This is a genomic window from Rhodococcus opacus B4 (genome assembly GCF_000010805.1).
In the GTDB taxonomy this organism is placed as follows: domain Bacteria; phylum Actinomycetota; class Actinomycetes; order Mycobacteriales; family Mycobacteriaceae; genus Rhodococcus_F; species Rhodococcus_F opacus_C.
The window spans coordinates 3,752,825-3,774,453 of the sequence record NC_012522.1; the positions used below are offsets into that span (position 1 = coordinate 3,752,825).

The 21,629-nt window shown below is 67.4% G+C and carries 18 protein-coding genes; 10 read left to right on the forward strand and 8 right to left on the reverse strand.

The window, feature by feature from the left end:
* The first annotated feature begins 61 nt into the window (after positions 1 to 61).
* The 5 genes from ROP_RS17100 to ROP_RS17120 all read left to right on the forward strand — a co-directional run bounded on the left by ROP_RS17100 (position 62) and on the right by ROP_RS17120 (position 8,491).
* Positions 62 to 637, forward strand: a complete 576-nt coding sequence (locus tag ROP_RS17100) for an NUDIX hydrolase (protein ID WP_012690657.1) — start codon at positions 62 to 64, stop codon at positions 635 to 637.
* A gap of 2 nt (positions 638 to 639) precedes the next feature.
* Entirely contained in the window at positions 640 to 3,036 is a 2,397-nt protein-coding gene (locus ROP_RS17105) for a DUF6049 family protein (protein ID WP_043824885.1), read from the forward strand.
* 113 nt (positions 3,037 to 3,149) lie between these two features.
* The gene (murJ, locus tag ROP_RS17110; protein ID WP_012690659.1) at positions 3,150 to 7,025 is read left to right on the forward strand and encodes a murein biosynthesis integral membrane protein MurJ; all 3,876 of its coding nucleotides are present in this window, start codon (positions 3,150 to 3,152) and stop codon (positions 7,023 to 7,025) included.
* Positions 7,026 to 7,072: 47 nt separating this feature from the next.
* On the forward strand, positions 7,073 to 7,654 hold the full coding sequence (gene sigM / locus ROP_RS17115; protein ID WP_012690660.1) for an RNA polymerase sigma factor SigM: 582 nt from the start codon (positions 7,073 to 7,075) through the stop codon (positions 7,652 to 7,654).
* Between the two features lie 90 nt (positions 7,655 to 7,744).
* Positions 7,745 to 8,491, forward strand: a complete 747-nt coding sequence (locus ROP_RS17120) for a hypothetical protein (RefSeq protein ID WP_012690661.1) — start codon at positions 7,745 to 7,747, stop codon at positions 8,489 to 8,491.
* Positions 8,492 to 8,494: 3 nt separating this feature from the next.
* Here ROP_RS17120 and ROP_RS17125 read toward each other — a convergent pair whose 3' ends face one another.
* Positions 8,495 to 9,055: a TetR/AcrR family transcriptional regulator gene (locus tag ROP_RS17125; protein ID WP_012690662.1), complete on the reverse strand. Its 561-nt coding sequence runs from the start codon at positions 9,053 to 9,055 to the stop codon at positions 8,495 to 8,497.
* Between the two features lie 90 nt (positions 9,056 to 9,145).
* Here ROP_RS17125 and ROP_RS17130 point away from each other — a divergent pair, with 90 nt between their 5' ends.
* The 5 genes from ROP_RS17130 (at position 9,146) to ROP_RS17150 (ending at position 14,162) form a co-directional block, all read left to right on the forward strand.
* Positions 9,146 to 10,117, forward strand: a complete 972-nt coding sequence (locus ROP_RS17130) for an NAD-dependent epimerase/dehydratase family protein (RefSeq protein ID WP_012690663.1) — start codon at positions 9,146 to 9,148, stop codon at positions 10,115 to 10,117.
* 28 nt (positions 10,118 to 10,145) lie between these two features.
* Complete coding sequence (nox, locus tag ROP_RS17135; protein WP_012690664.1) at positions 10,146 to 11,333, forward strand: 4,4'-dithiodibutanoate disulfide reductase; 1,188 nt, start codon at positions 10,146 to 10,148, stop codon at positions 11,331 to 11,333.
* A gap of 111 nt (positions 11,334 to 11,444) precedes the next feature.
* Positions 11,445 to 12,428 carry a thioredoxin-disulfide reductase gene (gene trxB / locus ROP_RS17140; RefSeq protein WP_012690665.1) on the forward strand — a complete coding sequence of 328 codons (984 nt, stop codon included), beginning with the start codon at positions 11,445 to 11,447 and terminating at the stop codon, positions 12,426 to 12,428.
* Positions 12,429 to 12,475: 47 nt separating this feature from the next.
* Entirely contained in the window at positions 12,476 to 12,799 is a 324-nt protein-coding gene (trxA, locus tag ROP_RS17145; RefSeq protein ID WP_005249122.1) for a thioredoxin, read from the forward strand.
* 163 nt (positions 12,800 to 12,962) lie between these two features.
* Positions 12,963 to 14,162: an N-acetylmuramoyl-L-alanine amidase gene (locus ROP_RS17150; protein ID WP_012690666.1), complete on the forward strand. Its 1,200-nt coding sequence runs from the start codon at positions 12,963 to 12,965 to the stop codon at positions 14,160 to 14,162.
* 16 nt (positions 14,163 to 14,178) lie between these two features.
* Here ROP_RS17150 and ROP_RS17155 read toward each other — a convergent pair whose 3' ends face one another.
* From ROP_RS17155 to yidC, 7 genes are all read right to left on the reverse strand, one after another.
* Positions 14,179 to 14,877, reverse strand: coding sequence for a hypothetical protein (locus ROP_RS17155; protein WP_012690667.1), 699 nt, complete (start codon positions 14,875 to 14,877; stop codon positions 14,179 to 14,181).
* Between the two features lie 155 nt (positions 14,878 to 15,032).
* The gene (locus ROP_RS17160; protein WP_012690668.1) at positions 15,033 to 16,112 is read right to left on the reverse strand and encodes a ParB/RepB/Spo0J family partition protein; all 1,080 of its coding nucleotides are present in this window, start codon (positions 16,110 to 16,112) and stop codon (positions 15,033 to 15,035) included.
* Entirely contained in the window at positions 16,109 to 17,122 is a 1,014-nt protein-coding gene (locus tag ROP_RS17165) for a ParA family protein (RefSeq protein WP_012690669.1), read from the reverse strand. The genes ROP_RS17160 and ROP_RS17165 overlap by 4 nt, the downstream gene beginning before the upstream one ends.
* Positions 17,123 to 17,191: 69 nt before the next feature.
* Positions 17,192 to 17,875 carry a 16S rRNA (guanine(527)-N(7))-methyltransferase RsmG gene (gene rsmG, locus ROP_RS17170; RefSeq protein WP_012690670.1) on the reverse strand — a complete coding sequence of 228 codons (684 nt, stop codon included), beginning with the start codon at positions 17,873 to 17,875 and terminating at the stop codon, positions 17,192 to 17,194.
* Positions 17,876 to 18,610: 735 nt separating this feature from the next.
* On the reverse strand, positions 18,611 to 19,012 hold the full coding sequence (locus ROP_RS41255; protein WP_012690671.1) for a YybH family protein: 402 nt from the start codon (positions 19,010 to 19,012) through the stop codon (positions 18,611 to 18,613).
* A 935-nt stretch (positions 19,013 to 19,947) separates the two neighbouring features.
* Positions 19,948 to 20,502, reverse strand: coding sequence for a protein jag (locus ROP_RS17180; RefSeq protein WP_037234922.1), 555 nt, complete (start codon positions 20,500 to 20,502; stop codon positions 19,948 to 19,950).
* A 19-nt stretch (positions 20,503 to 20,521) separates the two neighbouring features.
* Positions 20,522 to 21,625: a membrane protein insertase YidC gene (yidC, locus tag ROP_RS17185; protein WP_012690673.1), complete on the reverse strand. Its 1,104-nt coding sequence runs from the start codon at positions 21,623 to 21,625 to the stop codon at positions 20,522 to 20,524.
* Positions 21,626 to 21,629 lie beyond the last annotated feature (4 nt).

The following is a 21,629-nucleotide window of genomic DNA, read 5'->3' on the forward strand; positions in this document are numbered from 1 at the left end:
AGCGTCTCGGTTCGGGTGCGGCGTTCCGGTGGAACCGGCAAAGCCAACTACTATCGATGGGGTGTCTGCTGCCGAACGTGCGAACAGGAGTCGCCGCAACTCGCGGCGGCGCGGCGCCGTCGGCAAACCCGCGAAACCCCACATGAGGACGGTGCGCGAAACGTCGGCGGGCGGGCTCGTCGTCAACGGTCTCGGCGGGCCGCGGGAGCATCTGTGCGCCGCGCTGATCGGCCGCACCGACCGTCGCGGGCGGCTCCTGTGGTCGCTGCCCAAGGGACATATCGAGCAGGGCGAGACCGCCGAACAGACCGCGATGCGTGAGGTCGAGGAGGAGACCGGCATCCAGGGCACCGTCCTGGCGTCGCTCGGCAGCATCGACTACTGGTTCGTCACCGAGGGCCGCCGGGTCCACAAGACCGTCCATCACTATCTGCTGCGATGCCTCGGCGGGGAACTGTCGGACGAGGACGTGGAAGTCACCGAGGTAGCGTGGGTGCCGCTCGCCGAGCTGGGATCACGCCTGGCCTACGCAGACGAACGGAAACTCGCAGAAATCGCCGGTGACTTGATCTCCAAGATGACTACCACTCCGCCCGCACCCGACCTGAAGCTCCAGAAGGGGCCAGACGCCGGATGAGGATGGCTTTGCGTCGGGTCGGTGCCGTGACGCTGACCGCACTCGCGGTCGTTCTGGCTCCCACCAGCACCGTGGTGGCGTCGGCCCAGGACCCTGTGCCGCCGGAGAGCGCCGAGACCCAGCTCGTCGACGAGGACCCCGAGTTCCTCGAACTGCACATCGACAACGTCACCCCGTCCACGGTGACCACCACCACCGACCCGATCGTCACCGTCACCGGGTCGGTGAAGAACATCGGCGACCGCACGGTCCGCGACGTCAGCGTACGGCTGCAACGCGCGCCCGCCGTCGCGAGCAGCGAGGGCCTCCGCACGTCCCTCACCCTCGATCAGTCCCGCTACGACACGGTCGGCATGTTCGACACGGTCGCGGGCCGCCTCGACGAGGGTCAGAGCAAGCAGTTCACGCTGTCGCTGCCGCTGCGTTCCGACACCGACCTCTCTCTCGACATCACCGAACCCGGCGTGTACCCGCTGATGGTGAACGTGAACGGCACCCCCGAGTACGGCGGGGCCGCGCGCCTCGACGACGCCCGGTTCCTGCTTCCCGTGTTCGGGGTCCCGGGCAGTCCGGCGGTGCCCCCGGACATCTCCAGTCCCGTCGCCATCACCATGATGTGGCCCCTCGCCGACCGCCCCCGGTTGGCGGCGGGTGTCGCTGGGTCCGTCACCGAACCGGTGCGTCTCGTGGACGACGACCTCGCGAGCTCACTGGACGACGGCGGCCGGCTCGACGAACTGCTGGGGGCGGCGGAGTTCGCCACCCGGGAGAGCGTCGACCGCGACCACACGCTGCGGGACAGTCTGTGCCTGGCGGTCGACCCGGACCTGCTGATCACCGTTGAGAACATGACCCGCGGATATCTGGTGGTGGACGACCCATCCGATCCCACCGGTTCCGCGCACGAGGGTGCGGGCAAGGATGCCGCGGCGGCGTGGCTCGAGCGTGCCCGGTCGCTGGCCGCGTCGATGTGCACCACGTCGGTGCCGTTCGCGCAGGCCGACCTGTCCGCGATCAGCGAGATCGGAAACGCCGACCTCACCGCGACCGCTGTCGACGCCCCCGCCGACATCGTGGACAACGTGCTCGGTGTCACGTCGCTGCGGAACTTCGTCTGGAGCGACGCCGGGGTGCTCGACGACGCGACGGCGCAGATGCTCCGCGGAGACGACGCGACCACGGCACTCGTGGCCGCGAATTCCGTCGACACGACCACTCCCCGCGACAGCGCCCACGTCATCGAGGCGACACCGCCGCCCGCAACCCCCGTCCCGGCGAACGGGGAGACCACCACCCCCGCGGCCACCGAGACCCCGACGGCCACGGGCAGCGTCGACGCACTGCTGTTCGATCCGTCCGTCGGCACGGCGCTCGCCGCGATGGGGACGACTCCGCAGACTCCCTCCTACACCCCCCAGCGCGCCCGGTACGACCTCTCGGACGATTCCCAGACCGCCCGGATGCAGGACGCGCTCGGTGCGGTGTCGTGGTCTGCCCTCGAACCCGAGGCCGCACGGGCGGCCGGCGTCCCCCGAACGCTGATGGTGGTGCCGCCGCAGCTGTGGACGGCGGGCGCCGACGACGCGAAGACACTGCTGTCGACGGTGGCCTCCCTGATGCGGTCGGGGCTCGCGACGCCCCGGCCGTTGCCCGCGATGCTGGGCCGCCAACCCGGATCACCCGAGGTCGCGAGCCTGGACTACCCGGATCAGGCCGCCGAGGACGGCGTCCCCGCCCACATCCGCGACGCCGCCGCCACCCAGATGCCCCGGATCGAGGCCCTGAACGCCGCGCTGGTCGGCGACCCGCAGGCCCCACTCACCCCTGAGCGGTTAACCGCACCGCTCCGCGAGGACCTCGTGCGCTCGATGAGCCTCGCGCATCGCCGCGACGACGAACGCCGGTCCGCGGAAGAAGCGTCCGACACGCGCGCCGACGAGGTCGCCGAAACCATGGACGACATGTTCGGGGCCGTCACCGTCGTGTCGCCCGGCGGCGTCTACACGCTGGCGTCGGAACAGAGCCCGCTGCTGCTGGTCGCCAGGAACGACCTGCCGGTCGGGATCACCGTGCGTCTGCAGGTGGACGCGCCATCCGGAATGACCATCACCGACATCGGCCCCACCACGCTGCCGCCGCGGGGCAGCCGCACCCTCACCGTTCCCACCGAGGCCAACGACTCCCGCAAGCTCGTCGTCAATTTCTCTCTGACCACCGCCGATGGACAGCAACTGGGAGAGCCGACCAGCGTGACGGTACGGTCCAACGCGTACGGGCAGGCGGTGGCGATACTGACAGCATGCGCGGGTGCTCTGCTGCTGTTCCTCGCCGGCCGCCGGCTGTGGCATCGATTCCGCGGCCAGCCGGATCCAGCTGACGAAGGGTACGAACGTTCATGACCGGGAACTTGCCCAGCAGGGGCCAGAGGCTTCCCGATCGCTCCCATCCCCGGGTCGCGCCGTGGGAGCGGGACCACTGGGCCCGGGAGATCCGGCCGGACGAGGCGCCGACGGTGCAGTTCGCGGCCATCCGGGTCGACCCACCGCCCCCTCCGGTCCGCGACTCCGGGCCGTCGACGGCGCCGCAGAAGCAGAGCAACTCCCGCCTGCTGGCGTCCACCGGGTCGATCGCGGTGGCGACGCTCGTCAGCCGCATCACCGGATTCGCCAAGCAACTTCTCGTCCTGACGCTGCTGGGTGGGTCGGTGGCCAGCTCGTTCACCGTCGCCAGCCAGATCCCGAACATGATCTCCGAACTGGTGCTGGGCGCGGTGCTCACCGCCATCGTGGTGCCCGTCCTGGTGCGCGCCGAACGCGAGGACCCGGACCAGGGTGCCGCGTTCGTGCGTCGCCTGTTCACCGCCACGTGTGTGCTGCTCGGAACGGCGGCGCTGCTCGCGACCGCCGCGGCGCCCGTGCTCACCACCCACGTGTTCCTGTCGGCCGACGGCAAGGTGAACACGTCCCTCACCACAGCCCTGTCCTATCTGCTGCTGCCCGCGATCCTGTTCTACGGGCTGTCGGCGCTGCTCACGGCCATTCTGAACACCCGGCAGGTGTTCAAACCCGGCGCCTGGGCTCCGGTGCTGAACAACGTCGTGATGCTCACCGTGCTGGTGATCTACTACGCCACACCGGGGGAGATCACCCTCGATCCGGTCCGGATGAGCGACCCGAAACTGCTGGTCCTCGGCGTGGGCGTCACGCTCGGTGTCGTGGTGCAGGCGCTGAGCCTGGTGCCGGCGATCCGCCGCGAGGGCATCTCGCTGAAACCGCTGTGGGGCCTCGACGACCGGCTCAAGCAGTTCGGCGGCATGGCCGTCGCCATCATCCTGTACGTGCTGATCAGCCAGGCCGGCATGATCGTCGCCACCCGCATCTCGTCGCACGCGGACGCGTCGGGTCCCGCGATCTACAACAACGCCTGGCTGCTGCTGCAGTTGCCGTACGGCGTGCTCGGCGTGACGGTGCTCACGGCGATCATGCCGCGGCTCAGCCGCAACGCCGCCGCCGACGACACGCCCGCCGTGGTCGACGACCTGTCCGTCGCCACCCGGCTGACGATGATCTCCCTGATCCCGATCATCACGTTCCTCACGTTCGCCGGACCGGAGATCGGTCAGGCGCTGTACGGGTACGGCAACTTCGGGTCCGGGGACGCCGAACGCCTCGGCGAGGCCGTCAGCTGGTCCGCGTTCACGCTCATCCCGTACTCGCTCGTCCTGATCCAGCTCCGCGTGTTCTACGCCCGCGAACAGGCGTGGACTCCCACGTGGATCGTCCTCGGCATCACCGCGGTGAAGATCGCGCTGTCGGCGCTCACCCCGATGATCGCCTCGAGCGACGACCAGGTGGTCATCCTGCTCGGCGCGGCCAACGGTCTCGGCTACATCACCGGCGCGCTCGTCGGAGGCTGGCTGCTGCACCGCAGCCTCGGCAACCTGCAGATGGCGAACGTCGGGAAGACGGTGTGGGTGGTGGTGCTCGCGTCGATGGCGGGCGCGCTCGTCATGCTCGGCGCCGACCGGCTCCTCGGGCTCGACCGGCTCACCAGTCTGTTCGGCGGTCCGGGCTCCATGGTCCGGGTCATGATCAGCGGCGTCCTCATGCTCGCCGTCACGTTCGTGATCCTCTGGTTCGCGAAGGTCCCCGAAATCGTGTCCATCACCGTCGCCGTCGCCCGCAAGGTTCGTGCCCTGCGCGGTCGCGGCGCGGCTCCGGAACCGGAGGTCGACCCGCTCGCCGACGCCGAAACAGAACTGATTCCCGTGGTCCGTGCCACACCGCCCGACGTCGGTGGGCAGCCGCGTGGTATCGAACGACCCGGTGGACTCCCGTACCCTGGACACGAGCGGGTCGGATCGCCGCCCGGTAACGGTCGGAGTTGGGCATTCGAGAATGAAGGAGTGAGGGTGAGCGACGACGACGTGGCCGGCAGCAAGAGAGCCGGAGGTTCTACGGTGCAAGCGTCCGAACGCGATTCGGCCGCCGCACGCAACGGCGTCGACGCCCCGACCACCCGGATCTCGTCCGAGTCGGCCTCCACCGACTCCGCGAAGTCCGACACGAAGGCCGGCGCAGACGCACCGCAGAAGAACGACGCGGGCGCTTCGCAAAAGAAGGCCGCCGACGCCCCGAAACCTGCGCAGACCAACGAGACCGGCGCGGACGCCGGGAAGGAGGCTCCCGCCGAAGACTCCGGCGAGTCGCCCGCCGACGACCGTCGAGACACGCGTCACATGGGCTCCGCACCCGCACGAGATCTCAGCTACGACACCGGCGTGATCCCGATCACACCTGCGCCCGGACGTGAGCCCGGCGCGGGTCCCCGTCGTACTCCCCGCGGTCCCAAGCTCATTCCCGGCGCCTCCGTCGCCGGCGGTCGCTACCGCCTGCTGACTCCGCACGGCGGTTCGCGGGGCCTGCAGTTCTGGCAGGCACTGGACGTCAAACTCGACCGCGAGGTCGCCCTCACCTTCGTGGACGCCGAACAACGCTCCACCTCGGCCGGTCCCGAAGGCCCGCAGGCCATTCTGTCGCGCACCCTGCGACTGGGCCGGATCAATTCCCCCGGTCTCGCCCGCGTCCTCGACGTGGTCCGCGGCAGCTCGGGCGGCATCGTCGTCGCCGAGTGGACCCCGGGCCGCTCGCTGCGGGAGATGGCCGACACCAAGCCGTCTCCGATCGGCGCCGCCAGCGCCATCCGCGCGCTCGCCGCGGCGGCCGAGACCGCGCACCGGGCCGGTGGGGCACTGTCCATCGACCATCCCGACCGCGTCCGGATCAGCATCAACGGCGATGCCGTGCTGGCGTTCCCGGCCACGCTCGCCGACTCCGACTCGAGTTCCGACGTGCGCGGCCTGGGTGCCATGCTCTACGCCCTCATCACCGCCCGCTGGCCGCTCGCAGACCCGTCCGCCCCGGCCGGTGAATCCTCGGGTTCGCCTCGCCCCGGCAGCGTCGGCGGCATGCGGCTGGCCGACCGCGACTCCAGCGGGCAGCCCATCGGGCCGCGGGTGATCCGGCCGGAGGTCCCGTTCGAGATCTCCGCAGTGGCCCTGCGTTCGCTCGAGCCGAACGGCGGAATCCGCACGGCCGCCACCGTGCAGCACATTCTCGATCAGGCGTCCGTCGTCAACGACAAGACCGAGTTCATCCCCGCGCTGCGGCTCGGGCAGCGGGGGCCGGGCACCAACGGTCATGCTCTCGCCGACCCGGAAGCGCTGGAGGCGGAGAAGAAGAAGTCCAACCGGATGATCGCCGCGCTCGTCGGCCTGGCGGTCGTCACGATCATCGTGCTGGCGCTGCTGGGCTTCTGGCTCGCCACGTTCCTCACGGGCAGCAGTTCCGACGCGCCGCTCACCGAACAGGATTTCGGACTCACCACCTCGGCGGAGGCCCCACCGAACCCGGAGTCGCCGGCCGCTGCGCCCGCCCCCGCGGCGAACGTCGCACCGATCAGCCCCTCCGGCGCGACCGTGTTCTCGCCGCAGGGCACACCCGACTCCGCCGCCAACGCCCGGCTGGCCATCGACGGCAACACGTCCACGGTGTGGAGCACCGACTCGTACTTCCAGCCCTTCCCCGCGCTGAAGAACGGTGTGGGCCTGATGGTCACGCTGGACGAGCCGGCGACCCTGTCGAGCGTGTGGATCAACTCGCCGACCCCGGGCACCAACGTCGAGATCCGCAGTGCCCCGTCCGAGAACCCGACCCTCGACCAGACGCAGGTGCTCGGTTCGAAGGTCCTCGGCAACGGCGTCACCGAGATCCCGGTCAAGTCGGAGGGACCCACCAAGAACGTGCTGGTGTGGATCACCGGCCTGAGCAATTCCCGCGGCACGAACCAATCGTCCATCGCCGACATCGGTTTCAACGCCTCCACGTAGTCGGCACCCGGTGCTCGCGGACCGGCGAACTGAGCTAACATCCGCCGGTGCGAATCTTCCGGGGGGATTCAGAGGGTGAGCCCTCGGACGTCGACCTGTTGGCTGCGCACGTGGCCGGCGATCGTCACGCCTTCGAGACACTGCTCGGACGGCACTACGACCACCTGTGGCACGTCGCCAAACGCACCAGCTACACCACCGAGGACGCTGCGGACGCCCTGCAGGAGGCGTTGCTGTCGGCGCATCGCAACGCGGGCTCGTTCCGCCGGGACGCCGCGGTCCGGAGCTGGCTGCACACGATCGTCGTCAACGCCTGCCTCGACCGCATCCGCCGCAACAAGGCCCGTCCGGCGGTGTCCCTGTCCGCCGACGAGGACGACGAACCGCGCGACACCCGCGACTACGTCTCCGAGGTGGAACTCAGCCTGGTGGTCGAGCGCGCTCTGGCGCAGCTCCCGCCGGATCAGCGGACCGCGATCGTGGCCGTGGACCTCGAGGGCCGGTCGACCAGCGAGGCCGCGGTGCTGCTCGGCGTTCCGGAGGGCACCGTGAAGAGCCGCTGCGCCCGCGGCCGCAAGAAGCTCGCCGCCTCTCTCGAATATTTTCGGGTGGAGGGGAACCGATCATGACTCCGCAGCGTCAAACCTTGATAGGAGCGGGGAAGTGTCCTGACGTCCCGGACCATGTCCCGGACCACGATGACTCTGGGAGGAGGTGCCATGGCCGACCGTGAACCCGGGCCGTCCGGTGCCGCGCTGCCCGAGCCTCCCTATTCCGAGGACCTACTCGCGGATCTGCATGCCGGGGTACTGCCCGAGTCGGTCAGCGATCGCCTGTGGCCGCTCGTCCGGAGCGACCCGCAGGCTATGGCCGTCATCGATGCCCTCGACCGAGTCACCGATCAGCTCGGTGCGCTCGGCCGCGATCATTCCGTCTCGACCCCGATTCCCGCTGAAATCGCCGACCGCATAAGCCGTGCGCTCGCCGCGGAACGGGACACCCCGGCCGAGTCCACCGTCGTTCCGCTCGCCCGGCGCCGGAAGTGGGCTGCCGCGGCCGCGGGAACGTTCGCGGCGGCGGCAGCGGTCGTGGTGGCCGTCGCGGTCGTCGTACCGGACCGCCAGGAACCGAGTCCGCCGGTTGCGCTGCCAGGTTCCGGGACCTCGCAGGAGGCGGAGGTTCTCGACCTGGACTCGGATCTCGATTCCGGACGTCTCCTCACCGTGATCGGTTCGCGGCGGCTCGGTCCGCTGGAAGATCCTGCGCGACTGGCAGATTGCCTGCGCGCCAACGGTATCGATCCGGCCCGCGCCCTTCTCGGTTCCGGTGAGGTCCGCCTCGACGGGGTTCCCGGGGTCCTGCTCCTGGTGGCCGCGCCGCGTCCGCCGCAGATCACGGCCCTCGTGGTGGGCCGCGAGTGCGGGGCGGGCGCTCCGGCAACGATCGCCGTCACCGACATCGGTTGATCCTCAGCGACTTTCGGACTCGGATTGGGCGACCGGCAGGAGCAGTTCGAGGATCTTCGCACGCAGTTCCGGAGTGTCGTCCTCCACGGCGACCAGGCTCGTGAACAGAGCCGCGCCGGCCGCGAGCACCAGCACGGCAGTCGCGGTGCTCGACTCCGCGCCCCCGAACAGTTGAGTACTCGGTCCGCTGAATCCCCGCCAGAGCGCGGTCCGGAGATCGTCGTGGTCCCGTATCGCGGCCAGCAGACCCGGCGTGGCCTCCCGCACCTCCGGCCGTGAGAACAGTTCGGCGCTGCCGGTCACCACCCAGCGGATCCAGCCTTCGCGATCGGTGCCCTCGAACGGCGTCAGATCGGGTGTCGCGCCGAGGATGGCGTCGAGAACCAGATGCGCCTTCGACGGCCACCGCCGAGTGATCGACGCCCTGCTCACGCCGGAGCGCGTCGCGATGGCCCGCATGCTCAGGTGTTCCCACCCCGTCTCCACGAGCATCGCACGGGTGACCGCGAGGACGTCGGTGTCGATCCGCGGGTCGCGGGGGCGGCCGGTTCCGGTTGCATTCATCGACTCGAATTGTGGGACAGAAGTGCCGTCCGCGCTATATCGTCGTAATTACGAGTCCAGTGGCACCGTAAGTCGAGCGAGGCGGAATACATGAAGATCGCGGTCACCGGCGGCACCGGCTACGTCGGCGCCCACACCACGCTCGCGCTGCTCGCCGACGGGCACACGGTTCGACTGCTGATCCTCCCCACCGAATGTCCCGGCGCCCTGCTCGCGGCGGCCGGGGCCGACGCCGCGCGAATCGAGCAGGTGGTCGGCGACATCCGCGACGCCGAAACGGTGGGGCGCGTCCTCGACGGCTGCGACGCCCTCCTCCACGCCGCCGGGGTGGTGGGCACCGACGACCGCCGCGAACAACTGATGTGGGAGATCAACACGCAGGCCACCGCCTCGATCCTCACCCGCGCGGCCTACCTCGGACTCGATCCGATCGTCCACGTCGCGAGTTTCAGCGCGCTGTTTCCGTCGCCCGACGCCGTCATCGGACCGGACAGCCCGACGGCGTCCGGTCGCAGCGCCTACGGGCGCACCAAGGCCGCTGCCGACCGCATCGCCCGCGCACTCCAGGACGCGGGCGCCCCGGTGGTCATCACGTACCCGGCCAGCGTCGTCGACCCCGGGGTCGGAACCACGAAGGGTGTCACCGAACAGGGCTGGGGCGCGATCGTCGGCGGCGGGGTCGCGCCTCGATTCGACGGCGGCGTGCAGATGATCGACGTGCGCGACGTGGCCGCCGTCCATGCCGCCGCGATGCACCCCGGCCGGGGCCCGCGCCGGTACGTCTGCGGCGGCGAACTCGTCGAGTTCAATCAGCTCGTCGACGTCCTCGAACACTCCTCCGGTCGTCGTATCCGGCGCATCCCGCTGTCGGGCAGCACGTTTCGCACGCTCGGTCGGATCGCCGACGTGGTCGGCAGACTCACACCCCTCAGCCCCGCGCTCGGTTACGAGGCGGCCTGGCTCCTCACCTCGGCCACCCCGACCGACGACTCCAGAACCCGCGACGAACTCGGGCTCACCTGGCGACCGGCCCGCGCGGCGCTGGCCGCGACATTCGCCTGAGCGCCCATCCCCCCGAAGGCAGACCACCATGACCGTTCCACCACCGATCCCCGGCATCTGGGAGCCGGCCCGCCTGGGCCCCCTGACACTGCGGAACCGCATCGTGAAAGCGGCCACGTTCGAGGGAGTCATGCCGCGAGGCCGGGTCACCGACCGGCTCGTCGACTTCCACACCGAGGTCGCCCGCGGCGGCGCCGCACTGACGACCGTCGCGTACTGCGCCGTCTCGCCAAGCGGACGCGTCCACGCGAACACCCTGGTGCTCGACCGCGTCCGCGTCCCCGACCTGCGCCGGCTGACCGACGCCGTCCACGCCGAGGGGGGATTGGCCGCGGCCCAGATCGGTCATGCCGGTCTGGTCGCGAACACGCTGTCCAACCGCACCAAGACACTCGCGCCGTCCACTCGCCTCAGCCCGCCGGCGATGGGCCTCGTGCGAAGTGCCACCCGGGACGAACTCGACGAGGTCACCCGCGACTTCGAGACCACGGCACGCAACGCCGTCGACGCCGGATTCGACGCGATCGAGGTCCACCTCGGCCACAACTATCTACTCAGCTCGTTCATGAGCCCCAACCTCAACCGGCGTTCGGACGAATACGGAGGCAGCCTGGAGCGACGGGCCGCGTTCCCGCGCCGGGTACTCGAGCGGGTGCGCCACGCGGTCGGCGACTCGGTGGCCGTCACCGCGAAATTCAACATGACGGACGGTGTCCCGAAAGGGCTGTGGCTCGACGACAGTCTCCGCATCGCCCAACTCCTCGAGGCCGACGGGTACCTCGACGCGATGCAGCTCACCGGCGGCAGCTCGCTGCTCAACGGGATGTACTTCTTTCGCGGCGAAGTGCCGATGACGGAATTCGTTGCCTCTCAGCCGAAGCTGGTGGGGTGGGGGTTGAAGGTGTACGGGCCGCGCATCTTTCCGACCTACCCGTTCGAGGAGGCCTTCTTCCTGCCGATGGCCCGGCAGTTCCGCGACGCCCTGTCGATGCCGCTCATCCTCCTCGGCGGCATCAACCGGCTCGATACCATCGAGAACGCTCTCGGCGAAGGATTCGAGTTCGTCGCGATGGCCCGCGCCCTGCTCCGCGACCCGGACCTCGTGAACAAGTTCCGCGACCGGCAAGTCGCCGAGGGACTCTGCATCCACTGCAACAAGTGCATGCCCACGATCTACTCGGGCACGCGCTGCGTCATCCGGGAGACTCTGCGCTGATCACGTGGCCTGCGGGGGGAGCGACCGGTATCACCTGCAGTCCGGGAACAACACCCTTTAGTCTTGTGTTGATCCATACGACTGAGCACCCCTCACTACTGGAAGGCCCGCATGACCACTCCATCGACGGTTCATGAACTCATCATCGTTGGTTCGGGACCTGCCGGATACACCGCTGCCGTCTACGCGGCGCGCGCGGAACTCGAGCCGCTGCAGTTCGAGGGGACCCAGTTCGGTGGCGCCCTCATGACCACCACCGAGGTCGAGAACTTCCCCGGATTCCGCGAGGGAATCATGGGACCCGACCTGATGGACCAGATGCGCGAGCAGGCCAAGCGCTTCGGCACCGACATCCGCACCGAGGACGTCGAGGAACTCGACCTCACCGGCCCGATCAAGAAGGTCGTCGTGAACGGCGAGACCTACCTGGCGCACGCGGTCGTGCTGGCGATGGGTGCCGCAGCCCGCTACCTGGGGATTCCCGGGGAAGAGAAGTTGCTCGGCCGCGGCGTCAGCGCCTGTGCCACGTGCGACGGGTTCTTCTTCAAGGATCAGGACATCGTCGTGGTCGGCGGCGGCGACTCCGCCATGGAGGAGGCCACCTTCCTCACCCGCTTCGCCCGCAGCGTCACCGTGGTGCACCGCCGCGAGGAGTTCCGCGCGTCCCGCATCATGCTCGAGCGCGCCAAGGCGAACGCGAAGATCCGGTTCGTGACCAACGCGGCGCCCGTCGAGGTGCTGGGGGAGAACAGCGTCACCGGCCTCGTGGTCCGCGACACCGTCACCGGTGAGACGTCCACGCTGGACGTCACCGGCATGTTCGTCGCCATCGGCCACGATCCGCGCAGCGAACTGGTCAAGGGTCAGGTCGACCTCGACGAGGCCGGCTATGTGATCGTCCAGAACCCGACCACCGCCACCTCAGTGGACGGCGTCTTCGCCGCCGGCGACCTCGTCGACCACATCTACCAGCAGGCGATCACCGCGGCCGGCACCGGATGTTCCGCGGCGATGGATGCCGAGCGCTGGCTGGCCGAGCGCGGCGACATCACCGCCAACACCGTGGCCGCCGCCGGCTCACCGGTCGACGCCTGAGCAGTCCCCACACACCCACCTACCCATCTCGAGTAAGGGAAATCCCCGTGTCGAATACCGTCACCATCACCGATGATTCGTTCCAGCAGGACGTCATTTCCAGCGACAAGCCCGTCCTCGTCGACTTCTGGGCCACCTGGTGCGGCCCCTGCAAGATGATCGCCCCCGTCCTGGAGGAGATCGCCGGTGAGCACAGCGACAAGCTGACCATCGCGAAGCTCGACATCGACGCCAACCCGGGCGCTGCCCGCGACTTCCAGGTCATGTCGATCCCCACGCTGATCCTGTTCAAGGACGGCAAGCCGATCAACACGATCGTCGGCACCAAGGGCAAGGCTGCGCTGCTGAAAGAGCTCGCCGACGTTCTCTGATCGACACCCGAACACCCAGCGCGATTCCCGATTTTGTGGGAATCTCTGAGACAATCGATCGATGTGCTCCAGTCGCATCAGCTAGACCGACCGGGCACATCGATCGTTTTGTTTGTACCGAGACTCGTATTTCTCGTTGATTCGGACTGAGAGGCCCTGAAACATGCACCGACTCCGTCACGGCGACCATGGTCCGGCCGTCGCTGAGATTCGGGGCACTCTGGCCGGTCTCGGTTTCCTGCACAACGGTGTCCCCGGCACCCGCCGCGAGAGCATCAACGGTTCGCACTGGATCGCCCCCGACGCCGTCTTCGATCATCACCTGGACAGCGCCGTACGGGCCTTCCAGCAGCAGCGTGGGCTCCTCGTCGACGGAATCGTGGGTCCGGCCACCTACCGGTCCATGAAAGAAGCGTCGTACCGCCTGGGTGCGCGCACGCTGATCTACCAGCTGTCGGCACCGCTCTACGGCGACGACGTCGCCACCTTGCAGACCCGCCTGCAGGACCTCGGCTTCTACGTCGGACGCGTCGACGGCTTCTTCGGCCCGCAGACCCACAATTCCCTGTCCTCGTTCCAGCGGGAGATCGGGATCGCCGCCGACGGCATCTGCGGTCCCGCCACTCTGCGGTCGCTCGAGTTGCTCGGCACCCGCGTCACGGGTGGATCACCGCACGCGATGAGCGAAGAGGAAATGGTCCGCAGCTCCGGACCGCAGTTGAGCGGCAAGCGAATTGTCATCGATCCGGGTCTCGGCGGCGACACCTACGGGACCATCGTCCGTTCCCCATACGGCACGATCTCGGAGTCCGACATCCTGTGGGACCTCGCCAGCCGCCTGGAGGGCCGCATGGCCGCCACGGGAATGGAGACGTTCCTGTCCCGCCCGCACCACGAGAACCCCACGGACATCGAACGCGCATCCACGTCGAACGCCTTCGATGCCGACCTGATGATCTCGCTGCGGTGCGACGGAAACACCAGCCCGTCCGCGAACGGTGTCGCGAGCTTCCACTTCGGCAACTCGCACGGGTCGACGTCGATGATCGGTCAGGTTCTCACCGGATTCATCCAGCGGGAGATCGTGGCGCGCACGCCGTTGCAGGACTGCCGCACGCACGGCCGCACCTGGGATCTGCTGCGTCTGACGAACATGCCGACCGTGCAGATCGACCTCGGGTACCTCACCAACGAATTGGACGCCACGGTGCTCTCCAACCCGCGGGCGCGGGACGCCATCGCCGAGGCGATCCTGATCTCCGTGAAGCGTCTGTACCTGCTCGGTCAGGACGACCAGCCGACCGGAACATTCACGTTCGCGGAGTTGCTCGCCGAAGAGCTGTCTTCCTCCGAACGTTCCTGATCTCCCGCCCGAGCGCTCAGTGCGCTCCGACGGGTGTGCGTTCTCCGATGTCGACCATGCTCACCGAGGCGGTGTGGATGAGGCGCTCCAGCGCGGCCTCCACGTCTTCCTTCCATCCGTGATCCCGGTTCAGTTCGAGCCGCAGTCGCGGGAACCGGTGATGGGGCGCGACGATCTCGAAACCGTTGTCCTCGAGGAAGTCCGCCGGAATCATGCACTCCTCGGGGGAGCATTCACGGGCCGCGGTCGCGGAGGCCACACCGTGGGTGTCGATCGGTCCGGTCTCCTCGGTGTTGCGGATCCCGAACGCCTCGAGGGCGCGGACACCGCGGCGCACCAGATCGGCCACGACGGCCTGGATCAATGTGGTTCCCAGGTTCTGTTCTTCGCCGGCCGGCTCCAGCCGGAGGCTCGTGAGGAGGACCGCGTCGGCGCCGACCGGGGCGGTCGGGAGTAGCTGCGCGCGGGGCACCGTCCGTGGGGGAGCGTAGAGGGCGCTGCCGACCGGCTTTCCGTCCATGACGGCAACCTGTCCGCACGATCCCCATTCGAGCATGACCATCGACAGCCAGGCTTCCTTCTCGAATTCCTGGTCGCAGAATCCGCGCGAACTGTGGATCGCCGCCGGATCCATCTCCCAGAAGACACAGCGACGGGCATGGGCGGAGAGTTTGTCCAAGCCGTCGAGAGTGAGCGATGTGACGTGAGTCGACACTGGCTAGCTCAGCCTCCATATGTCACTACCGCAGATCATTCGACATCCTCTGGTATTCAATGTGTTTCGCCCCGATTGTTTGCTGGATCCGGTTCGCCGGCGGCCGCTGTCACAGTGACGGATCATCCGCGGGTACTTCTACCTCCCTCAGGCGCTCACGAACCGGCTTTCTGTGCCTCCATCATCCCAACGATCCTCTGAAGATCGTCCACCGAACCGAACTCGACCACAATCTTGCCCTTGCGCTTACCGAGGCTGACCGTGACCCTCGTGTCGAACGAATCGGACAACCGCTCGGCGACATCCTGCAGGCCCGGCATCTGGATCGGCTTGCGTCGCTGGACGGGCTGCGCCTGATCGTCGCTGCGGTTGGCGAGCGTCACCGCCTCCTCCGTCGCGCGAACGGACATGCCCTCCGCGACGATGCGCGCCGCCATCACTTCCTGCGCGTCGGCACCCGCCTCCAACGACAGCAGGGCGCGAGCGTGACCGGCCGACAGCACACCCGCCGCGACGCGTCGTTGCACGGGAATCGGCAACTTCAGCAGTCGGATCATGTTCGTCACCACGGGACGCGAGCGGCCGATCTTCGCCGCCAGTTCCTCGTGGGTCACCTCGAACTCTTCGAGCAACTGCTGATACGCCGCAGCCTCTTCGAGAGGGTTCAGCTGGACGCGGTGGATGTTCTCCAGCAGCGCGTCGCGGAGCATGGCGTCGTCGCCGGTCTCACGGACGATGGCCGGGATCGTCTCCAGCTCGGCTTCCTGGCTGGCACGCCACCGCCGCTCGCCCATGACGAGTTGGAACTTGCCGTCCTCGAGCGGGCGGACCACGATCGGCTGCATCAGACCGAACTCGCGAATCGAGTGGACGAGTTCCGCGAGAGCGTCGTCGTCGAACACCTGACGCGGCTGCTTCGGGTTCCGCTCGATCAGGTCCGGAGCGATCTCCCGGTACACGGCTCCGGTGGGGGAGGGGAGGGGTTGGGCACCGTTGCCGGATGCGCCGTCCGCGCCGTTGCTCTCGCCGTTGTTTCCCGTGGACGCGGGAGCGGTCTTCTTGGCGGTCGCAGAATCCGACGAATTCGGTGCGGGCTCGGTCAGCACGTTGCGCCGGTCGGTTCCGATCACGACGTCGGCGGCGGCGTTACCCAACCCCGGTCCGGTCGTCGTCGGCCCGGTAGGAATGAGCGCAGCCAGTCCACGGCCAAGTCCACCCTTACGCGTCTGACTCATCGCTGCTCCTGCTTCGTGATGTGTGCGGTGCGTGCGGCGAGTTCACGTCCCGCGTCGAGGTAACTCATGGCGCCCCGTGACCCGGGGTCGTAATCGAGCACGGTCATCCCGTACCCGGGCGCTTCGGACACCTTGACGCTGCGCGGAATGACCGCGCGGAGGACGGCGTCGCCGAAGTGGGTGCGAACCTCCTCGGCCACCTGGTCCGCCAACTTGGTGCGCCCGTCGTACATCGTGAGGAGGACCGTCGACACGTGGAGGTCAGGGTTGAGATGCGCCTGCACCAGTTCGATATTCCGCAGCAGCTGTCCCACACCCTCGAGCGCGTAGTACTCGCACTGGATCGGGATCAGCACCTCCTTGGCGGCGACCATCGCGTTCACCGTGAGCAGTCCGAGCGACGGCGGGCAGTCGATCAGAATGAAGTCGGCATCCACCTCGCCGAGCGCCTTCGCGGACAGGGCGCCCTTCAGCCGTCCTTCGCGGGCGACCATGGAGACCAGTTCGATCTCGGCACCGGCGAGGTCGATCGTGGCCGGAATGCAGAACAGCCGATCGTTGTGCGGGCTCTTCTGGATCGCCTCCGCGGCCGTCACCTCTCCGAGAAGAAGCTCGTAGCTGGACGGCACACCCGAGTGGTGAGCGACCCCCAATGCGGTACTCGCGTTGCCCTGCGGGTCGAGGTCGATCACGAGAACGGTCAGTCCCTGAACCGCGAGAGCGGAGGCGAGGTTGACGGCGCTCGTCGTCTTACCGACGCCGCCCTTCTGGTTCGCGATGGTGAGGATCCGCCGTTCGGGCGGCTTCGGCAGCGTCACCGAGTGCGGGTGCAGTACCTGACTCGCCCGGTGCGCGGCGGCACCGATCGGAGTCTCCTCGACGGAGATTCCGTTGTAGGGGGCCGTGAATCCGTCGTCCCCGTTCCCGGAGCTCGTCGCCTGGTCGGATTGATGGTCGGTTTCACGTGAAACTGTTTCACGTGAAACGGCGGATTCAGGCCCACCCGACATTGACTACTCCTTCGATTGGGAATCGCTCGTTACTCGACATATTCACTCCCTGGTCCACCGTGCTCATCGTCATCGACGTTGACGGCGTTTCGGCAAACGTTCTGCCCGAACGACAACGGTGGGGACAGGAAGCAGGCCCACTCCGCATTCCACGATATCCAGCTTGCCAGCACCCAACCGAGTCAGGGAAGCGCGATCACGGGATATCTCTTCGGCGGCGCTCGAACCTTTCAATGCGAGCATTCTCCCATGCTCGTGGATCAGCGGCAGCGACCACTTGGCCAACTTCTCCAACGGGGCCACTGCGCGAGAGGTGACGACGTCCGCCCCGCCGGCTTCCTTCACCACTCCGGACTCCTCGGCACGCCCCCGGACGACAAGGACGTCCAGACCGTTCGACTCGACGAACTCGGCGAGATACACCGACCGACGTAGCAATGGCTCGACCAGCGTGATGCGGAGATCGGGTCGTGCGATCGCGAGGGGGATGCCGGGCAACCCGGCACCGCTTCCGACATCGACCACGGACTCACCCTCGGCGATCAGTTCACCGACGACGGCGCAGTTGAGAAGGTGACGCTCCCAGAGCCGAGGAACCTCCCGCGGTCCGATCAACCCCCGCTCGACACCGTCGGTCGCCAACGATTTGTAGTAGCGCTCTGCGATATCGAATCGTTCACCGAACACCTGGCGTGCCGCCGCTTGTTCGTCCCATTCGGCCGGCTCTCCAGCATTCGGTTCCACGTGAAACATCCTCCCGCGAATAACGCGAAGTCAACAAACACAGCCTCTTCATTATCCGCCCTCGCTCGCGACTATGTCCCTCAACTCGAATGCGCAACGCCGGACAGTGTCGAGCCGCACCCCTTCCCGGTGGGGGAGGGGAGGGGTTGAGCGTTCTGACGGCGGCCCGGCGACTGTCTCCCGACAGCCCCGGTCACTGCGTCACTCCGGATGCTTGTCCTGACTTGGGGAATCATCGCCACGATGTTTCACGTGGAACCGCAGGGATGCAGACGCCCGGGCGGGAAGCCGGTGCCCTGCCTGCCGGTCTCTCCTCGGATGCGCAGATGTCCGGATCTTCCGTCCGAGAACGATCCCCGGAGGGCGGCATGCCAGTAGATCGTCGCTACGCGGTCGCATTGCCGCCCTCTTCCCCGCACGTCAGTCCTCGCGCCTACCGGCCAGCGTCCTCTTCGAGGAGAAGACTTCAACCCGACCGGTCGAGTCTCGATCAGTTTCACGTGGAACATCGGGGTGGTGTTTCACGTGGAACAGACTCTGAGCCGATGCCAGTCTTCATCGCCGCCGCACTCCATCCCGCCCCACCCCATTCTTCGGACTCACCCTTTCGCGCCGACAGATTCCGAATTCGCAATCATCACAGTGACGAAACTCCCGGGTGTGGTTGGGTGGGTGAAACTACAACCTAAATTCGCCCAAAATCGCCTGAGAACGACGGTCCGACGACCCCATATCTGCCGCCCGTCAGACACTGACATCCGGAAAAGAATGATGCTCGTGAGCGACGAGCCAACGACCATCTTCTTTCCGCAACCCGACGGTGAGCCGAAGACGGTTCTCCGGATTGTCGGCGAGTTCCGCTTCCGTTCCGCATCGGAGGAGCGCGTGAGCGAACGCGACATCCTCGCCCGCGGTCACATCCAACGACACGACTTCGAACCTGGCGCCACTCGATTGCCATTCGAAGAATGGTGGCCAGGTCTCCCGATACTCATCGATTCCGCGAACACCTTCGTAGGGTGGTGGCACATCGAACATCACGATGTCGTCGGCATGGTTCGCCAGAACCCCGGCCATGTCACCACTGTGCACAGCCTCGGCCCAACGATCGATCAGATTCCGGATCTGTTGTTCGTCTTCGCTCATGGGTCACTCCATCCAGTCGACGGCACCAGTTCGGTCCCTCAGATGATGTGGACCTCGCGAGGCACCGAAATTCATCGCCGACTCACTCTCGCGGACGACCTCAGTGCCACGTGAGTGAATGGCCGAGCCGGTCTCGAGCAGGACTCGAGCACTGCCGGTGTCACTGACCGCCCGGCACCGGAGGGCCCAGTTCGTCGAGCCCTCCGATCGACTGCCGCTCCAGCGGTCCATCCGGATCGGGCCACAGTGGCGCCGGCGGTAGTGCGGGGGCTCACGAGCACAACCCACCTGCGTTCGACGTTTGCACGACGTTCTGATGCTTTGCGGCGCAGCAACTTCCGATCGCGGCGCACGCCTGGAGTCAGGATTCGGCGGTGCCGGCACCCCGGTGTCGGTGACTTCGACTGGAATCGGGGCACCGAACCGGGCCCGTCCGGCAATGCCCTCGCTCAGGGACCGCGATTCATCGGCCCGATGGGTGCGATCCGAGGAGGCGACCGGGTGAAGATGAACCGCGCCGTACAGCGGAGAGGCCCGAGCGAGCAACTTCGAGTCCGCCGACACTCTGCGACGCCCACCGTGCCCGGTCACGCTCACGCCGCGACGAGCGTCATAGTGCACCCGACTCCACCCCGGCCACGTCGGTGACGTCGATCCGCTGGCCGATCACCGAGGAGCGCACCAAGCAGTCGTGGGAGTTTGGGCGTGTGTAATCATCGCGGGCCAGCCACGTTGTCCGGAATCTAAGGCAGAGATGGCACTACGAGCGCCGGCACCGACCTCCCGGCGGGGGAGGGGAGGGGTCCGTGTTTCACGTGAAACGAAACGCATCCAAAGTGACGGAGCGTGACTTCGTCGACCCGGGACATAGATCTGAAAAAGGCGGGGCCCCGGAGGTGAATCCGGGAGCCCCGCCCTGGGAGTGCGTGTGGGGATCAGTCCTTGATGACGACCACGCGACGCGACGGCTCGGCGCCTTCGCTCTCGCTCGATACACCGTCGACCTTCGCGACTGCGTCGTGAACGATCTTGCGCTCGAACGGCGTCATCGGAGCGAGCTCCTCGCGTTCGCCGCTCTCGAGCACGCGACGTGCTGCCGAGGAACCCAGCTCGGTCAGTTCGGCGCGACGGCCGGCACGCCATCCGGCGATGTCCAGCATCAGCCGGCTGCGCTCGCCCGTCGCCTGCTGCACGGCGAGGCGAGTCAGTTCCTGCAGTGCGTCCAGCACCTCGCCCTTGCGCCCGACCAACTTGGTGAGATCGTCCCCACCGTCGATGCTGACAACAGCGCGGTCGCCCTCGACGTCCAGGTCGATGTCGCCGTCGAAGTCGAGTACGTCGAGCAACTGCTCCAGGTAGTCGCCGGCGATTTCCCCTTCCTCGATCAGGTAGTCGTCAGAATCGGAATCCACCTCGGTGTCCGGGTTCTGCGTCGGTGCAGTCACGTCTGTCTCATCTCCGTCCACTGCGATGTCAGGCTCACTAGCCATGCTCGTTCTCTTTTCTGAATCAGCGCCGCTTGCGCTTGGGGGACTTTCCGCGATTGGACTGGGGGCGGGCACCGGGCTTCGGCTTCGACGCCGAACCGTCACCGCTCGGCTGATCGGAGACGTCGCCTTCGACGACGCCCTCCACGATCTCCGGTTCGTTGTCGGAGGAAGAACCGTCCGTTGCGGTCGCGGACTTCTTCTTTTTCTTGGTGAGATCGGGCCGTGCGCCGGGCTTCGGAGCGTTGTCCGCCCGGCGTGCGATGGCAGCCTGCTTCTTCTCCTCCTCTTCCGCGTCGATACGACGGAAGACGATGTGCTGCTGCCCGTACGTCCAGATGTTGTTACTCACCCAGTACAGGAGGATCGCGATGGGGAGGAACGGACCACCGACGAGCACACCGAGCGGGAAGACCCACAGCGCGAGCTTGTTCATGATCGCCGATTGCGGGTTCGCGGCGGCTTCGGGACTCTGACGCGCGACGGAGGCACGCGAGTTGAAGTGGGTCGCGATGCTGGCGATGATCATCAGCGGCACCGCGACGACGGCGATGTTCAGCACCGTGGGAATGGGACCGTATGCGGCGAACGCGTCGAGCTGCGCCTTCGGCATGGTGATCCAAGCCGAGATCGGGGCACCGAACAGTCGGGCACTCAGGAAGGACTGCACGTCCTCGACGCTGAAGAAGTAGTTCGGGGTGTTCGCGTTGGCCTCGACCGACATGCCGAGCTGACCGATACCGGTGCCGGTGCGGTTGAACGAGCGAAGCACGTGAAACAGGCCGATGAAGACCGGCGCCTGCGCGAGAACCGGGAGGCAGCCCATGATCGGGTTGAACCCGTGCTCCTTCTGGAGCTTCTGCATCTCGACAGCCTGACGCTGCCGGTCACCCGAGTACTTCTTCTGCAGAGCCTTGATCTGCGGCTGAAGTTCCTGCATCTGGCGCGTCGTGCGGACCTGCTTGACGAACGGCTTGTACAGCACGGCACGCAGCGTGAACACAAGGAACACCACGGAGAGCGCCCACGTGATGCCGCTGTCCGGACCCAGGAAGGGAATGGCACCGAAAACCTTGTGCCAGACCCACAGGATCCCGGACACCGGATAGTAAATGAAGTCGAGCACGGCT

What these genes read in the sequence shown, in the direction of transcription:
- ROP_RS17160 (WP_012690668.1), bottom strand. Translation starts at nt 16,112, where the DNA reads ATGAGTCAGACGCGTAAGGGTGGACTTGGCCGTGGACTGGCTGCGCTC.
- ROP_RS41255 (WP_012690671.1), bottom strand. Translation starts at nt 19,012, where the DNA reads ATGAGCGAAGACGAACAACAGATCCGGAATCTGATCGATCGTTGGGCC.
- ROP_RS17150 (WP_012690666.1), top strand. Translation starts at nt 12,963, where the DNA reads ATGCACCGACTCCGTCACGGCGACCATGGTCCGGCCGTCGCTGAGATT.
- ROP_RS17165 (WP_012690669.1), bottom strand. Translation starts at nt 17,122, where the DNA reads ATGTCGGGTGGGCCTGAATCCGCCGTTTCACGTGAAACAGTTTCACGT.
- rsmG (WP_012690670.1), bottom strand. Translation starts at nt 17,875, where the DNA reads ATGTTTCACGTGGAACCGAATGCTGGAGAGCCGGCCGAATGGGACGAA.
- ROP_RS17105 (WP_043824885.1), top strand. Translation starts at nt 640, where the DNA reads ATGGCTTTGCGTCGGGTCGGTGCCGTGACGCTGACCGCACTCGCGGTC.
- trxB (WP_012690665.1), top strand. Translation starts at nt 11,445, where the DNA reads ATGACCACTCCATCGACGGTTCATGAACTCATCATCGTTGGTTCGGGA.
- ROP_RS17120 (WP_012690661.1), top strand. Translation starts at nt 7,745, where the DNA reads ATGGCCGACCGTGAACCCGGGCCGTCCGGTGCCGCGCTGCCCGAGCCT.
- ROP_RS17130 (WP_012690663.1), top strand. Translation starts at nt 9,146, where the DNA reads ATGAAGATCGCGGTCACCGGCGGCACCGGCTACGTCGGCGCCCACACC.
- ROP_RS17125 (WP_012690662.1), bottom strand. Translation starts at nt 9,055, where the DNA reads ATGAATGCAACCGGAACCGGCCGCCCCCGCGACCCGCGGATCGACACC.
- ROP_RS17180 (WP_037234922.1), bottom strand. Translation starts at nt 20,502, where the DNA reads ATGGCTAGTGAGCCTGACATCGCAGTGGACGGAGATGAGACAGACGTG.
- nox (WP_012690664.1), top strand. Translation starts at nt 10,146, where the DNA reads ATGACCGTTCCACCACCGATCCCCGGCATCTGGGAGCCGGCCCGCCTG.